At 64.8% G+C, this 15381-nt stretch carries 14 protein-coding genes; 3 read left to right on the forward strand and 11 right to left on the reverse strand.

Going from position 1 to position 15381, the window contains the following annotated elements; translation table 11 throughout:
• Nucleotides 1–9: 9 nt before the first annotated feature.
• From AC3WN8_RS13770 to AC3WN8_RS13800, 7 genes are all read right to left on the reverse strand, one after another.
• On the reverse strand, nt 10–639 hold the full coding sequence (locus tag AC3WN8_RS13770) for a glutathione S-transferase family protein (protein WP_492670010.1): 630 nt from the start codon (nt 637–639) through the stop codon (nt 10–12).
• A gap of 241 nt (nt 640–880) precedes the next feature.
• Complete coding sequence (locus AC3WN8_RS13775; RefSeq protein WP_492670011.1) at nt 881–1927, reverse strand: aspartate-semialdehyde dehydrogenase; 1047 nt, start codon at nt 1925–1927, stop codon at nt 881–883.
• Between the two features lie 657 nt (nt 1928–2584).
• Entirely contained in the window at nt 2585–3040 is a 456-nt protein-coding gene (locus AC3WN8_RS13780; RefSeq protein WP_492670012.1) for a hypothetical protein, read from the reverse strand.
• Nucleotides 3033–3563: a GNAT family N-acetyltransferase gene (locus AC3WN8_RS13785; protein WP_492670013.1), complete on the reverse strand. Its 531-nt coding sequence runs from the start codon at nt 3561–3563 to the stop codon at nt 3033–3035. The genes AC3WN8_RS13780 and AC3WN8_RS13785 overlap by 8 nt, the downstream gene beginning before the upstream one ends.
• A gap of 48 nt (nt 3564–3611) precedes the next feature.
• Entirely contained in the window at nt 3612–4982 is a 1371-nt protein-coding gene (locus tag AC3WN8_RS13790) for a vWA domain-containing protein (protein ID WP_492670014.1), read from the reverse strand.
• 302 nt (nt 4983–5284) lie between these two features.
• Entirely contained in the window at nt 5285–5599 is a 315-nt protein-coding gene (locus AC3WN8_RS13795) for a hypothetical protein (RefSeq protein ID WP_492670015.1), read from the reverse strand.
• A gap of 282 nt (nt 5600–5881) precedes the next feature.
• Nucleotides 5882–6253, reverse strand: a complete 372-nt coding sequence (locus tag AC3WN8_RS13800) for a nuclear transport factor 2 family protein (protein ID WP_492670016.1) — start codon at nt 6251–6253, stop codon at nt 5882–5884.
• Between the two features lie 132 nt (nt 6254–6385).
• Here AC3WN8_RS13800 and AC3WN8_RS13805 point away from each other — a divergent pair, with 132 nt between their 5' ends.
• Entirely contained in the window at nt 6386–6859 is a 474-nt protein-coding gene (locus tag AC3WN8_RS13805; RefSeq protein WP_492670017.1) for an Lrp/AsnC family transcriptional regulator, read from the forward strand.
• A 156-nt stretch (nt 6860–7015) separates the two neighbouring features.
• On the opposite strand, the gene AC3WN8_RS13810 is transcribed toward AC3WN8_RS13805, so the two are convergent.
• The 4 genes from AC3WN8_RS13810 to AC3WN8_RS13825 form a co-directional block, all read right to left on the reverse strand.
• Nucleotides 7016–8086: a DUF1176 domain-containing protein gene (locus tag AC3WN8_RS13810; RefSeq protein WP_492670018.1), complete on the reverse strand. Its 1071-nt coding sequence runs from the start codon at nt 8084–8086 to the stop codon at nt 7016–7018.
• Between the two features lie 85 nt (nt 8087–8171).
• Complete coding sequence (locus AC3WN8_RS13815; protein WP_492670019.1) at nt 8172–9074, reverse strand: MraY family glycosyltransferase; 903 nt, start codon at nt 9072–9074, stop codon at nt 8172–8174.
• Nucleotides 9068–10414, reverse strand: coding sequence for a protoporphyrinogen/coproporphyrinogen oxidase (locus AC3WN8_RS13820; protein ID WP_492670020.1), 1347 nt, complete (start codon nt 10412–10414; stop codon nt 9068–9070). Before AC3WN8_RS13820 ends, AC3WN8_RS13815 begins: the two co-directional genes overlap by 7 nt.
• Nucleotides 10415–11398 (reverse strand): NAD-dependent epimerase/dehydratase family protein, encoded by a 984-nt coding sequence (locus AC3WN8_RS13825; protein WP_492670021.1) that lies wholly within the window; start codon nt 11396–11398, stop codon nt 10415–10417.
• 480 nt (nt 11399–11878) lie between these two features.
• Here AC3WN8_RS13825 and AC3WN8_RS13830 point away from each other — a divergent pair, with 480 nt between their 5' ends.
• Nucleotides 11879–13489, forward strand: coding sequence for a serine hydrolase (locus AC3WN8_RS13830; RefSeq protein ID WP_492670022.1), 1611 nt, complete (start codon nt 11879–11881; stop codon nt 13487–13489).
• Between the two features lie 99 nt (nt 13490–13588).
• Nucleotides 13589–15268 carry a serine hydrolase domain-containing protein gene (locus AC3WN8_RS13835; protein WP_492670023.1) on the forward strand — a complete coding sequence of 560 codons (1680 nt, stop codon included), beginning with the start codon at nt 13589–13591 and terminating at the stop codon, nt 15266–15268.
• Nucleotides 15269–15381 lie beyond the last annotated feature (113 nt).

Genomic DNA, 15381 nt, shown 5'->3' on the forward strand with positions numbered 1-15381 from the left:
TGCCGGCTTTCACACCACCAGCGCCATGTCGCTTTGCAGTTCGCTCGCACGCAGAAAGGCCGGCCGCGCGGTCAGGCGTTCAAGATAGTCGCGCGTGCGCGGCTCGAAATCACCGGAGATACCCAGCCGGTCGGTCAGGTAAAGCGCATAGCCCACCGCGATATCGGCCATGGTGAAGCGGCCGCCGCAAAGATGCTCGGCCCCCTCCAGCGCGCGTTCGACGCTTTGGGCGCGCTTCAGGAACCAGAGGCGGTAATCGCCGGTCACCTGCGCGCTGCGTCGCTCTTCCGGTTCCAGCCGCGAATAGCGCAGTACCAGGGCGAGCGGGAAGGTGAGCGTGGTATCGCTGCGGTGCAGCCAGTTCAGATAGAGCGGATAGTCGGGTTCGGCGGGGCCGACGCGTAGCGAGGCGTCTTCCGCCAATTCGCCGATCAATTGGCACATGGCGGCGGACTCGGTCATCACCGCATCGCCGATGCGCAGCGCGGGCACCGTGCCGAGCGGATTGATGTCGAGATAGCCCTCCACGCAATAGCGCGGCGGGAAGGGCATCTTCTCCAGTTCGTAGGGCAGCCCGGCTTCCTCGAGCGCCCAGAGCGGCCGAAGCGAGCGGGTGTCGCGGCAATGATAAAGCTGCATCGGCGGTCTCCAGGCTGGGCTGTAACCTCTGGCCCAGCCGGCGGCGGCGTTCAACCTGCGACGCCTCTCCTCCCCATCGCAGATGGGGAGGGGGACCATGCGCAGCATGGTGGAGGGGAATTGCGATGTGCGTTTCTCGCCGAATTCCGGCATGAGCTGCGACATCGTATTTCCCCTCCACCAACGGCCTATGGCCGTCGGTCCCCCTCCCCATGGCTCTGCCGTAGGGAGGAGAGGGGCGTCACTTCTGCGCGATCAGCACTTCCGCGATCTGTACCGCGTTGAGCGCGGCGCCCTTGCGCAGATTGTCACCCGCCACGAACAGGGCGAGGCCGTGCGCGACCGTGGGATCGCGCCGCACGCGGCCGACGAACACCGGATCCTTGCCGGTCGCGTCGAGCGGATTGGGCACCTCGGTCACCACCACGCCGGGGGCGACGCCGAGCAGCGCGAGCGCGGCCTCGACCGAGATGGCGCGAGCGAACTCGGCATTGATCGACAGCGCATGGCCGGTGAAGACGGGCACGCGTACGCAGGTGGCGGAGACCGTCAGTTCAGGCAGGTCGAGGATCTTGCGGCTCTCGTCGCGCAGCTTCAGTTCTTCCTCGGTATAGCCGTCTTCCTCCAGCACATAGTTGAGCGGCACGACATTGAAGCCGATCGGCACCGCCCACTTCTCAGGCTGGCCAAGATCGACGGCATCGCCGTTCATCGCGAGCGCGGCGCAATCGGCGGCGCCGGCGGCGATCTGCTTGCGCAGAACCTCGACGCCTTCCATGCCGCCGCCCGACACCGCCTGATAGGTGCTGGCGACCAGCCGCTTCAGCCCGGCCGCCGCGTGGAGCGGCTTGAGCACAGGCATTGCCGCCATCGTCGTGCAATTGGGATTGGCGACGATGCCCTTGGGAATATTGCGCAGCGCCTCCGGATTGACCTCGGCCACCACCAGCGGAACTGCCGGATCGGCGCGCCAGGCGGAGCTGTTGTCGATCACGATCGCACCCGCCGCGGCAACCTTGGGCGCGAGCGCGCGCGAGGTCGATCCGCCGGCCGAGAAGAACACCACGTCCAGCCCCGCATAATCCGCGGTCGCGGCATCCTCGACGACCACCTCGCCGTCGCGGAAGGGTACGCGGTTGCCCGCCGAGCGGGCCGATGCGAACAGCCGCAGCGAGCCGAGCGGAAAGTCGCGCTCGGCAAGCAGGCTCAGCATCATGCCGCCGACCAGGCCGGTGGCGCCGACGATGCCGACATTGGGCCGGGCGGGCAGTGCGTGGGATTGAGTCATGATCGTACGTCTCCTGTTGGTGCGGAGGCGCGGGATCGTGCTGGCTTGTGGATTTCAAGACCGCCCCGCGCTTCGCGGGGCTCTGTCCTGTTGTGCCTTACGTCAAACCGTCAGCACACCAAGGACCGCCCCGCGCGTGCGGGTCGGCTTAGTGCTAATCGATTTAATCATCATGCTGGACATCGCGGCCCCGTTAGCGGCGGTGTGAGTGTGTGTAAACAGGAAAGGCGGATCTCAAGTTGGTTCCCGTGAGATCGAGGGGGGATCTGCAGGTGCAGGCAAGGGTTTCACCGAGCTGGCCCCATCGACTGGAAGTCCATTATTCCGCGTGATAGGCCTTCAAACGCAGGAACGAGCAGGTTGGCCGGATATGCTTCTGTACGGGATCATCGTTACTCTGATGTGTGCCTCAATGGCGCTGTGGCCCGATCGGCAGGTTCGCCGGGTCAAAAGGCGGATCAAGGAAGGCGGCGATCGTTATTTCGAGGAGCAGCGAGTCTATCAAAGCTATCCGACGCTCACGAATCCGAAACGCCTTCGTCTGATGGGCGCGATAGGGACGATCTGTGGTCTCATCGTTTGTGCGATCTCGGTATATCGCCCTTGATGGTGTCCGATCCAGTCGACGTTGGTAATGATTGGATGGTTGTGATTGTGTCAGCCAAATCCGTCGCGTTTCTGTATCGGACGAAGGCGACGGATCTTCCGTGCGGCACCATGCCATAGCCGCGTTTCGAAGTGGCGAAGCTGTTTGGCCGCATCGTCATCGCCTGTCACCGCGGCTTGCCGGAGCCAGTGGCGATAGCCTCGAAGATCGCCGAGATTGAAGCAAGTCATGGCCATGTTGTGGGCGGCGCGTGGATCTCCCTTGCGGTAGGCACGTCGATAGAGCCCGACGGCACTGTGGCTGTCCGCTGCTGTGCCGAGACCGTGCAGAGGATTGGTTTCCGAATACCAATTTGCCAGTTCGATCATGGCCTCTGCATGCCCGCGAAGCGCGAGATGCTGGATGATCGGGATCCATAATCCACGTCGCGAACCTTCGCGTACCTGCAGCGCTTTCAGGCAAAGGCGGTCCGCTTTCGAAACGAGTTGAGAGTTTGGTTTATTCACGATTCCCCCGATCGCGCGAAGTCCGGTCGAGCAAATAAAGGTCGCAATCCGCATCGCCGTCGTAGCCGCGTTCGGCCAGTGTGAAGCCCGCTTTCTCCAGCAGCCGTGTGGATCCGATGTTCGCCGGCGCCACCGTCGCTCGCAGCGGATCGATCCCGCGCGTCCGGCCGAATGCGACGAGTGCATCGAGCAGTTCGGTGCCCAGCCCTTGGCGCCAATAAGCGGGCGTCAGACCGTAGATCAGTTCCTCGCTGCCGTCGCCGGGCCGCGCTAACCCTGCCCAGCCGATCAACTCACCCGTCTCGCGCAGCGTGACGGCGCCGGTGCCATAGCCATGGCGGGCGAGATTCTCGCCCGAGCGTATGACCCATAGCCGTGCCATGTCCTCGCTGAGCGGCAGACCATCGTCGACATGACGATGGACGCGCGGATCGGCGAAGAGCGCGACCAGCGGCGCGACATCTTCCGGCACGAACGGACGCACGATCAGCCGGGGTGTTCGAAGAGCGTCGTTCAGCAGCATGCGGCCAGTCTGCCAATGGACGGGCGCGGAGTCGATCGGGTGAGGCCGCTACCCCTGTCGCGGCGTCACGCCCGCACCCAGGCAGCGGCCGCGGTCGTAATTGCCGACCATGCGGATCACTTCACTCGACTCGGGCTCGATGCGGCGGCCTTCGGCGATGCCGGCGAGCACGCGGCCGATCAACTGGTCGAGCCGGGTGACGGCATAGCAAGCGAGATTGGGTTCGGCGTGCGGATTGCCGACGCCGCTGTCGTCGGTGAGGAAGATGTAGCGGCCCTGGGTAAGCGCCGCCATCGTCCGCATCACATATTCGGCGCTGTCCTCGACGCCGCTCGCGGCGACGGGCACGATCTGCACGCCGCGTGCGCGCAGCCGCTCGGTCGAGGCGAGGGTGGAGGCGAAATCCTCTTCATGCGGGGGCGCATCGGCGACCAGCAGGATCGCCTTGGCCGCACCCGGCCGCCATTGCATCCGTTCGGCCGCGGCCATCGCCTGGGCCACCGCTTCCGGCATGTCGCCGCCACCACCCGCCTCCTGCTGCGCCAGCGTGGCGCGTACGCTGCGGATATCGGCGGTGAGCGGGGTCGAACGCACGACATAGTCGTCACCTTCGTCGCGATACACGATCACCGAGATGCGCAGATCGAGATTGCCCGCCTCGCGCTTCAGCCGCGCGACGATCGAGTCGATCTCGGCCTGGAGATAGGCCATCTCGTCACCCATGCTGCCGGTGGTGTCGATCACCAGCGCCAGATCCATCGCGGAGACGGCTGGCGCGGTGCCGGGCAGCGCGATGGCGATGCTGCGCGCACCCCGGCCGCCCAGATCGAGCGCGCGGCTGGCGTCGCCCGCCTGCGAGGTGACCTTGACCGTCGTCCGCGCAGGCACGCGATCGAAGCCCGGGTAGAAGGATGCTGTACCGTCGGCGGCGGCGACCAGCCGCAGCGGCGATCCGCCGCGCTGCACGTCGACGCGCGCAAAGGGGACCGGGCGCCCGCCGGCATCGACGATTTTCACCGCGACGCGCTTGCGCGTGTCGACGAAAGGCAGATCGCGCTGGCCGCTCTCCTGCAGGAAACGCTCGGCATAATCGGCATAAAGTTCGGGATTGAGCAGGTCGTCATGGTCGCCCGCGGTGAGCAGCCCCGACTGCGCGGGCGGTTGCGGCCTGGCGATTGCGGGCGGCGGCTCGTCAGGATCGACAGGCTCGGTCGTCAGCGTTTCCGTTTTGCCTTTGACGAGTCCGGCCACGCTCCATTCGCTCTTGCGTGAGGTCACGCGTGGCGCTTCCTCCGCAGCGTCGGCATAGTCTGCGGAACGCGGACCGGACGCCTTGTCGCAGGCGGTGAGCCAGAGCGGGATGGTCAGCAGCGGGAGAAAGGAGAGGGGGAGGCGACGGACGGTCTGAACGTTCGGCATCGGCGGTATCCTTCACGCAGGGGCACCTGATGAAACATTATCACAATAGTAGAGAATGCCAAGAGGTGTCGAAATGCGTGTCCGGATAGTGTGCCGATGCCTTGGGAAGCGCAGAATTACGTGGGTTGCGCGCCATATGCGGGCAGGTGACGGACGTGGAATCGCCCGTCACCCGACCACTTAGAGTCTGTCCGGTTCAGGCTGAACCGGACAGACTCAGAACTTCCTTTATTGACCGCGATTTAGCTTCGCTGGCCTGCGGCTCCGAGCCGGCAGGTGATTCCACCTGCCTCGAAATCACTCTAATCCTGCGTCGCGAACACCGCCTTGCGCACGGTGGGACAATCGCGGAGGCGCTGGACAAGCGCGTCGGCGACGCCGTCGCGCGCGCGATCGATTTCGAGCCGAACGGTCATCCGCGCACCGCCGACATTGATCGCGATGCTGAGCGGCGTGAATGCATGGTCGCGTACCAGGTCGAGCAGCTCGGTCAGGAAAGAGGCGTCGCGTTCGCCCTCGACATGGAGGTGAAGAAGATGGTCACGCGGGGTCTTGGTCGGATGGAAGGCGGGCGTGAAAGCCGGTCGCAATGCGCCGGACACAGACATGACGGTCATGGAAAAACTCGCTTGAAACGAAGGAAGAGCGCGGGCCCAAAAATGGGGCCGAGGATGGCCGGATCAGCCGATCCGGCCGCGCGTAATTCGGACACCGGGCGTCACGCACGACGCAGCGGCGCCGATGCTAAGTCGCATCGTGCGTCCGTTGATCGTCATGGTCGCGCCGCTTTGGGTCACGGGTTGGTCCGAGTCCTTCGTTCAAGGGCTGTGCTTGCAGCCCAGGGCATGCCCTACACGATCAATTCGGCAAATTCGAGCCCTTATGAAGGTGAAGTCGCTTCAGCGCTGCACATAGCTGTGGCCCAGCGCCAGGAAGGTCTGCCGCCGCTGCACCAGTGCGCCGGCGCCGAAATGCCAGATGTCGGTGAAGCGGACGCGACGGGCATCGCCGGCGACGCCGGTGCCGCGAAATTCCCCCAGTGCGACCACGCTATCGGCATCGGCCCAGACCCGCTCTATGGCATGCATGCCCCGGATCTGGCGCTCCTCGCGGAAGAATTTGGAGATGGCCGATATGCCCGCATAGGTGGCGTCGGCCCGCTCATAAACCGCGTCCGGTGCGAAAAGCGCGAGAACCCAGTCGAGATCGACCCGGTCGATATGCGCGTAATAGTCGCGAACGACCTCTTCCCCGGGGTGCCTGTCATCCATTTGCAACGAACCATCATTCCGATTTCTGTTCGCCGGAGATGTAATCGCGACCGGTCGGTAATTGCATCGACCAATATAAGCGGATATCCGGAGAATGAGTTATCCTTTAACCTGAAATCTGCGATTCAAGGTATGACTGTAACCCTCGACAAGACCGACCGCGCGATTCTCTCGCTGCTGCAGGAGGACGGATCGCTGTCGGTCGCCGAACTGGCGGACAGGCTGGGGATGACGCCGCCGCCCTGTTGGCGCCGCGTTCGCCGTCTGAAGGAGGAGGGCGTCCTGCAGCGGCAGGTCTGGATCGTCGATCCATCCTCGATCGGCGTCGATCTGACCATCTTCGCGACCATCAGGCTGACGACCCATGATGCGATGGCGACCCAACAATTCCGCGACCAGATCCAGACCTGGCCGGAGGTGCTGGAATGCTACATCCTGCTCGGATCGATCGATGTCCTGGTCAAGCTGTCGATCAAGGACATCAAATATTATGAGGATTTCTTTTTCAAGAAGCTCTCCCAGCTTCCCGGTGTGAGGGAAATCAATTCGAGCGTCGTCGTGTCGAGCATCAAGAACACCACGGCGCTGCCGATGAATTTTGCATAGGATGCTTGCCAGGGTCGGGCGGTTCCAACGGCCAAACGAGCGTTGCTGAAGCGGCTGTCTTAGTCGCGGCCTTGAGTTGATCTATTTGACGTGGTTCAGCTTCGCTGGCCTGCGGCTCCGGGCCGGCTGGCAGATTCCACCTGCTTCGAAATCACGCTATTGCGTCGATCGGAACAGGCTCGGCCAGTCACCGGGATAAAGCCCGCCGCAAACTTGCTGCAGTTCCAGCGACGTCAGTTGGAACGCCGTGCCGTCCCAGATCCAGCTGGCGGATGTGCCGCAATCGGCCAGGCCGCGTCCTTTGGCGGCCGTCGACACCATGCCGCCTTCCGCATCGAACCAGGCTTCGGTGAAATAGGATATGCTTGCCCCGTCCGCGTCCGCGCCGAGATAGGGTGTGGGCAGGATGAGCTGACGGGCAGGGCCGCGACCGCGCGGGACGATGAAGGCGAGCGACGATCCCTGATAGGCACCCATGATGCAGGGGATGAACGCGATCGCCTGGGCATCGTCCAGCGCATGCGCATCGGCGGTCATGGCACCGGGCGTATCGTCACACTCTTCCTTCGCGAACAATGCGACTTGCTCGGCGCGCACCTTTGCGATCAGCCGCTCGGCTTCGCCCGCCGACAGGCTGGCCGTGATCGGACGCCTGACGATTTTGGGGATGGCCGGTGGGGCAGGGACGGCGCTCGCCGGCCGTGGGCCCCGCCGAATCAGCGCGGTCACGCCCTCGACCCGTCCTTGCCGGTCGTCGATGCGCAGCAACGCCGCGGTAAAGCCGTCCAGCGGGATTTCGGCACTGCCCAGCGTCATCGTGGTTCCGGCGCGCAATCGTGCGACCAGCGCGCGAATGGCAGGCAAATCGTCGGTCGTCAGGATCGTGGCGTCGCCATCCTCGGTCGAGCGCGTCCAGGCCGACATGTCGGGATCGAGCGGCTTTCCGTCGATGGTGATGTCGGCGGCGGTGAAGATGGATTCGGCGGCGATCGTGGCGCTCGGTCCGCCATTCGGCCCGCCGTCGCGCTCGATCTTGAGCTCGGCGCGAAGCGCGCCTTCGCCGAAGCCCTTGGCGACACAGGTCAGTGCATTGTCGCATGCCACCAGCCAGGATCCATAGCTGTCATAGGATTGCACGGGGGCAGCGGACGCCGAACCGACACTCATGAAAAACAGGGCGGTCACCAGCGAAAGCCGCGCGCGAGCGGCCATGGAAAGGATTCTCATGAATTGATCTTCATCATGGTCCTCTTGAGGAATCAGGGTCGCATTTTCAATATTGAGTGCGGATGCGATTCCACCTGTCTCGAAATCACTCTAGCCCGCCCACGACCAGCCAGCAGCCCAGCGCCAACATCCCCTGGGTCGCGCAAGCCATCAGCAGTGCCTGCGCCTTCGATAGCCCCGCGCGCTGGAGCCTGAGCGCGCTATGGTCCGAGCTGCCGCGCCAGATCGACAGGCCGCGCCGCCAACGGATGACGGTCACACCGATCAGTTCGATCAGGGCGACGCCGAAACAGGCCGCGCCGACACCGAGCGTGGTGGCCATGGGCGTTTCCCGGGTCGCTCCGACAATCTGGATCGCGCCGAGCATGCCCAAGCAGTGGCTGCCGGCATCCCCCATATAAATCTGCGCGGGCGGCCGGTTGAACAGAAGGAAGCCCAGGCAGGCGCCTGCCACGGCCACCGATGCTTCCGCCCCCGACAGGCTGGCTGCAAGCCCTGCGAACGAAACCGCCCCGATCCCGCTTGCATAACCGTCGCTGACGTCGAGGAAGTTGAAGGCGTTCATCAACACGACTGCGCCGAACACCGCGATGCCGCCAATGATCACTCCATATGTGTTGCCGGGAATGCCCGCCACCATCGCCAGCCCCGCCGCCCCTGCCAGACACTGGAGGCCGAGCTTGACCGGAGGGGTCATCGCGTGAGCGTCGTCGGCCAGCCCGAGCAGCAGCGCAGGGGTTGCCGCCAGCGCAATGACAATCGTGCTGCGGGGCACGAAGCCAAACCATGCTGCGATCCCGAGGCTGGCCGCCACCCCCGCAAGGATACCGAGCCCGCCCCCCAGCATGGCGGGTGGACGCGCCTGCGGAACGATCGGGTTAAAGCCGGCGGTGAAGCCCAGGCGGCAGGCGGCGGGGATCACCGCTGCGGTGGCGGCGGATGCTGCGACCAGCGCAGTGGCGAAAATGACGATTGTTGCGATCAGCATGGCTGTTTGAGGCGCGCGCCGAGCGTGAAACCGTCGCGCATCACCTGTGCCATCGAGGAATATTCCCACCGCCCATAGCGGCCAAGCGGATGAATGTGGCGCGCCTCCAGCCAGTCGCGTGCGGCGTGGGCGATGCCGGCGACATCATCGTCGAACACGACATAGGCCGGATCGACGCACCATGCCCTGGCCGCAACGACGTGTTGGTGCGGGCCGATCGCGCCGACGCGCCGCGCATCGTCGATCACGCGGGCGAGCCGCGCGTCGACGGACATCGCGGGCGCCTCGGCGGGTTCGGGGATCTCTGCCATGACTCCTGCGCATCCTTTCGGCACGGTGTCGGGGTCGAAACGGTGCATGAAGACCAACCGGGTGAAGCAGAGCGTCTCGTCGCTGTAATAGCGCCAATGACCAGTGTCTGCGCGCGACTCTCCGGTCAGGCAGAGCGCGACACTCCATACCCGGTTGCGTCGTAGCCCTTGCGCGGCGTGCAGCAGCGCATCGGGCGCACCGCTGACGAGCGCGAGCAGTTCGGGCAGCGGCAGCGTCGCGATGCAGTGGCGATAGGGCGTCTCCGTCTCGCCCTGCGGGCCGGTCAGGCGCAGCATTCGCCGAATCGGATCAATCGCTGTGACGCGCGTGCCTATAATGAGGCGCGGGACCCGCGCTGCCAGCGAGGCGGCGAGCACTTCCATGCCGCGCACCGGCGCGTCGGCGGGAGGGCGGGGATACCAGCCTTGTGCGTTGTAGCTGGTGAAGTCCGCGCCATCATGCATTGCGCCGCGCAGCACATCCGCCAGATCCGGCCGGGTAATCGTCCAGGCGAGTTCGCCGCGCAAGCTATCGAGCGGGCGTCCCCAGGCTTTGCGGTTATAGGGAAAAAGAAATGTCTCGCAGAGGCCGCGGCCGAAGGTCTGGAGCAGGGCCTGTTCGAGATTGGCCGGCGGGCTGTCTTCCGTGGCACGGCGCTCGATCAAGTCCGTCAGACAGCGCAGTCGGGTGTCGAGCGGCAGCGCCGCCAGATGCATCTGGATGGGATAGCGCGTGATCCCGGACGGCGTTTCGACGAAGGAGACCGGCGGGCAATGCTCGAGATGCTCTCCGGCGAGCGCGAGGACGCGCCGCTCGGTGTCGGGATCGGGAAAATAGAGCAGATGGAGGACATGGTCGAACCAGAAGCGGCCGTGGCCGGGAACCTCGATCGCATGGGTGCGCACCAGTCCCCCAGGCCTCTCGCCCGCCTCGATCACGCAGCCAGCCCGACCGAGTTCGACCGCTGCGGCGAGGCCGGCCAGGCCGGCGCCGAGTATATGGACGTCCGCCGAGAGGTCTCGCTCCATTCAGCGTGCCATCGTTGCATGGTCGCCCGCCATCTTCCCCCGGATCGTGTCGGCGACGGCGCGGATCGACTGTTCGAGCGGTGGCCAGGCAAGTGGACCGAGCAGGTCGTGAATACGGCCGAGCCCTGGACGGCGGCGCGCGACGTCCTGCTTGCCGGGATAGGCATCGGCGAAGGCGATATGGCGACGGGCATTGACGATACCGAGCACCGCATCGACGATGTCGGCGAGTTCGCCGATACTTGTCTCGGTTGCCGTGCCGATATTGTAGACTTGGTGCGTGGCCCGGCCCTCGGCCCAGGCTGCGTCCAGCGCGAGCAGATGGTCGATGAAGGCGGACACGTCGCAGAATGACCGCGACTGATCTCCGGATCCGTAAATGGTGTAGGGCTGGCCTAGGAGCGCGGCGTGCACGAAGCGCGGAACCACCATGCCATAGGTGCTTGCCTGGCCTGGCCCGATCACGTTGAACGGCCGCACCGCTAGCCAACTTCCCGCGCGGCGGCGGCCGGCGATCCGCTCCGCGAGCCATTTTCCGTAGCCATAGCCCTCCACGCCTCCATCATAAGCGCGCGCCGTATCGTTGCTGACGCGGCCGTCCTCTTGGCACAGTGCGTCGCCGGTCAGCCCATAGACGGCGGAGGAGGAGAACAGGATCAACGGCGTGTCCGGAGCGAACTCGTTCAGATATGTGACCGACGCACGATTGACCTCCGCCGCCCAGCCAGGTTGCTCGACGACCTTGATCTGCCCGACAACCGAGGCCAGGTGAAAGATCCTTTCGACGCCGCGCACTGCGTCGCCGAGCGCGGCGCGGTCGGTGACGCACCCGTGCGCGATCTCCAAGGCCGGATCCGTGGGCAGATTTGCCGGCGAGCCCGAGGAAAAATCGTCGAGAACGCGCACCGTATATCCGTTCGCAAGCAACCGCCGAACAAGATGGTGACCGATAAAGCCGGCGCCTCCGGTCACCAATATTCGCATTCAATATACCCCCGTTCGCTGCAGATGGTTTCCGGCGGGTGCCCGCCATCGTGCATTCAAATATGATTCTCTTTGGTATCGTGCATCCGCATCGCGATGAAAACTATGGGTTTCATCGCGATCGGATGGTTTGCGTCTGGCCGACCTCGACAAATGCCGGTGATCAGCCGGACACGAGGCCGGCGGGCGTGATCAGCATTATTGGCGTTGCCGGGAGTGCGAGGAACAGCAGTCGGGCCGTGTAGGCTGAGCAAATGGTCGCGAAGAGCGAGCGCATCGTCAGGAAAAATCGTACGCCAGTCTCGTCCAAACGATGCTTATGGATAAATCTTCACCAGCGTCCTCTTGGGGATGCTTTTTTGATGAATCAGGATCGCATTTTCAATATTGAGTGGTGATGCTGTTCTGGGCGCAGCATTCACAATGAAGAACAGGCCATTGGGGGCGATCGTCGCACCCCGGGCTGACGGGAGGCTATTCGTGACATCATTCGCTCGCCGCACATCCATCGCTCTTGCGCTCGCACTCGCTGCCGCGTCGGCAACCATGCCCGCCGCCGCACAGCCACGCAAGGCCGTGTCCGCCGCGGCGATGCCGATCTCCGCGGCCAAGATCGACGATACTGTGGCACGCGCGATGAAGGCGTTCCAGGTGCCGGGCATGGCTGTGGGCATCGTCAAGGACGGCAAGCTGATCTATTCCAAGGGCTATGGCGTGCGCGAGCAGGGCAAGTCCGCTGCGGTCGATGCCGACACGCTGTTCCAGATCGGATCGAACACCAAGGCGTTCACCACCGCCGCGCTCTCGATCCTGGTCGATGAAGGCAAGATCAGCTGGGACGACAAGGTGATCGACCATCTGCCCCAGTTCCGCATGTACGATCCCTATGTGACGCGCGAGTTCACGATCCGCGACCTGCTGACGCATCGCAGCGGGCTGGGGCTTGGTGCGGGCGACCTGATGGTCTTTCCCGAAAGCGACATCACGCGCGACGAGATCATCCACGGCTTGCGCTTCCTGAAGCCCGTCTCCAGCTTCCGCTCGCGCTTCGATTACGACAACACGCTCTACATGGTGGCGGGCCAGATCATTCCCGCGGTGACCGGCAAATCCTGGGAGGAGTTCGTCGAGACGCGGATCCTGTCGCCGCTCGGCATGCAGCCTTGTTCCTCCACCTATGGCCGGATCCGCGACCGCCGCAACGTCGCGTCTCCGCATATCGTGGTGGAAGGCAAGCTGACCGCGATCCCGGTGATGAACATCGATGCGATCGGCCCGGCGGGTACGATCAACTGCAGCATCGACGGCATGGCGAAGTGGCTGATGACGCAACTCGAAGCGGGCAAGGCGCCATCGGGCAAGCCGCTGTTCAGCGCCGAGCGCAGCGCGGAGATGTGGTCGGTCAACACGCCGACGTCGGTCAGTCCTATGTCTGCATCGATGATGCGCACCCATTTCTCAGGCTACGGCCTGGGCTGGGGGCTGGAGGATGTGTTCGGCTACAAGAAGGTCGCGCATACCGGGGGCGTGGCGGGCACGGTCACCTGGGTCGCGATGATCCCCGAACTCAAGTTGGGCGTGCTGGTCTTCACCAACCAGCAATCGGGCGCGGCGATGGTTTCGGTCGGCAACCAGATCCTCGACGCCTATCTGCGCGCGCCCGCGCGCGACTGGGTCGATCTCGCTTCGGCCAACAGCAAGTCGCGCGACGACAGCGCCAAATTGGTGGAGGAAGCCGCGGCCAAGGTGGTGGCCAGCGCGGGCCCGCCGTCGCTGCCGCTCGATACCTATGTCGGCACCTATAATGATCCGTGGCGCGGCAACGCCGCCGTTCGCCGTGAGGGCGACAGGCTGTTCCTCAAGTTCAGCCGGACTAAGGATCTCGAAGGGCCGCTTCTGCCCTATAGCGGCAACATCTTCATTGCCCGCTGGAACGATCGCAGCCTTGAGGCCGATTCCTATGTCCGTTTCGAACAGGGTTATGACGGCAAGGTGACGGGCATGAAGATGCAGGCGGTGTCGCCCGCGACCGACTTCAGCTTCGATTTCCACGATCTGGATTTCAAGAAGGTGGACGCGCCGGCGAAATAGGGCTGCGTGGTCGGGCGGCAACCAAGCTGCCCAACCCGCTATCCCCGCCTTGGCGGGGATGGCGTCGTGAATGGCAGAGGTCGACATGGGAGAGTTCGAATGGATGTGACGCGGCGGGACATGCTGGGGGTCGCTTCGGCGGCAACGATGATCGCAGTGGCGGAGCCGCTGGCGGCAGCCACCAAGGCGGCGGTCGGCGGGCCACTTGCCGGGGTGGTTCAGCGGCTGAAGGCGTTCGCCGATGCCGATCTGGCGGACAAGGGCTTTCCCGGCATGACCATCGCCCTGATCGGCCCCGGCGGCGCCCAGGCGACTTTTGCCGCGGGGCTTGCCGATCTTGACCGGCGCGTTCCCGCCACGTCCGAACAGCTTTTCCAGATCGGCTCGATCACCAAGTCGCTCACCGCAATGGCGCTGTTCGTGCTCGCCGACCGGGGCAAGCTCGACCTGGATGCGCGCGTGCAGGATCTGCTGCCCGATTATCCACTTCCCCCCGAAACCCTCACGCTCACCCAGTTGCTCGATCACAGCTCGGGCATTCCCAATCTGCTCGAGGATCCGATGCAGATCGACATCCCGGGCGGGCGGCTGTGGACGGGCTTCGCGCCGGGATCGCGCTATTCCTACTGCAATCTCGGCTATGCGCTGCTCGGCGCGGTGATCGAGCGGGCGTCGGGCATGAGCTATCCGGCCGCGCTCGACACACTGGTGTTGAAGCCGCTCGGCATGAAGACGGCGGTGCCCGTCTTCCGCATCTCCGACCGCGCGGCCTATGCCAGCGGCCATGTCCGCTTTCGCGACGATATGCCCTGGCTGCCCAAGGTGCGGCTGGCGCAGGCGCGCTGGTTCGATTTCTCGCACGCGGCGGGATCGGTTGCCGCCAGCGGCCCCGATATGGTGCGTTATCTGCAGTTCCTGCAGGGCGTCGCCAAGGGCAAGGGCGCACCGCTCTTCTCCGATGCCTTGGCGGCGCGCTATCGCAAGCCGACGATCGATTCATCGCCCGCCGGTGCGCGCTATGGCAATGGGCTGATCACGCTGGCCGTCGATGGCCGTCCCTGTTTCCGCCACACCGGCGGCGTGCACGGCTTCAGTTCGGCCTTCACGCTCGATCAGGAGGCCGGAGTCGGCTGCTATGCCAGCGTCAATGTCGGCGGCGCGGGCGGCTATCGGCCGACCGAGATCACCGAATATGCTATGGCGCTGCTGCGCGCGGCGAGTGCGGGCCAGCCGCTTCCGCCCGTCCGCACGCCCAAGGCGACCCCGCCGGTGAAGGACGGCGCGCGGCTGGCTGGCAAATGGCAAAGCGCCGACGGCACCGCGCTGACGATCGTCGAACGCGGCGGCGCCTTGTTCGTCGCCAGCGGCGGGCGCGAGGCGCGGCTGCGTAGCGGCGGTGAGGACGGCTTCGTCACCGATCATCCCGCGCTGGCGCCCTATAGCCTGGTGCTCGACGGCGCGACGCTGCGGCTTGGCGGCAAGCTGTTCGGGCGTGGCGCCGCACCTGCCGCCCAGCCGCCCAGCACACGCCTGGCGGGGCTGGTGAGCGCTTATTACAGCCCGAGTTCCTGGGGCAATCGCCCGAAGGTGTTCGCGGTGGGCGATCGGCTGTTCCTGGGCAATGAGGAGCTTGTCGAGGCAGCGGACGGCAGCTGGCGCTATAAGGATCCGGACGCGTCGTGCGAGCGCGTCTGGTTCCTCAACCCGATCGGTGGGCGACCGCAGATACTGAGCCTGTCCGGATCGCGCTACGGCCGGTTCCACGACGCGGGGCTTTGATCGCGGGGGAGGTGCCGCTGCGCTGCCTGCCGACACATGATCTGAATCTGTAATGCGAATTCCCCTCCCCATCGTTGATGGGGAGGAGAGGGTGTCTTGCGGTCAAATTCATT

This window comes from Sphingobium sp. FW305-3-2-15-F-TSA7, assembly GCF_058787155.1.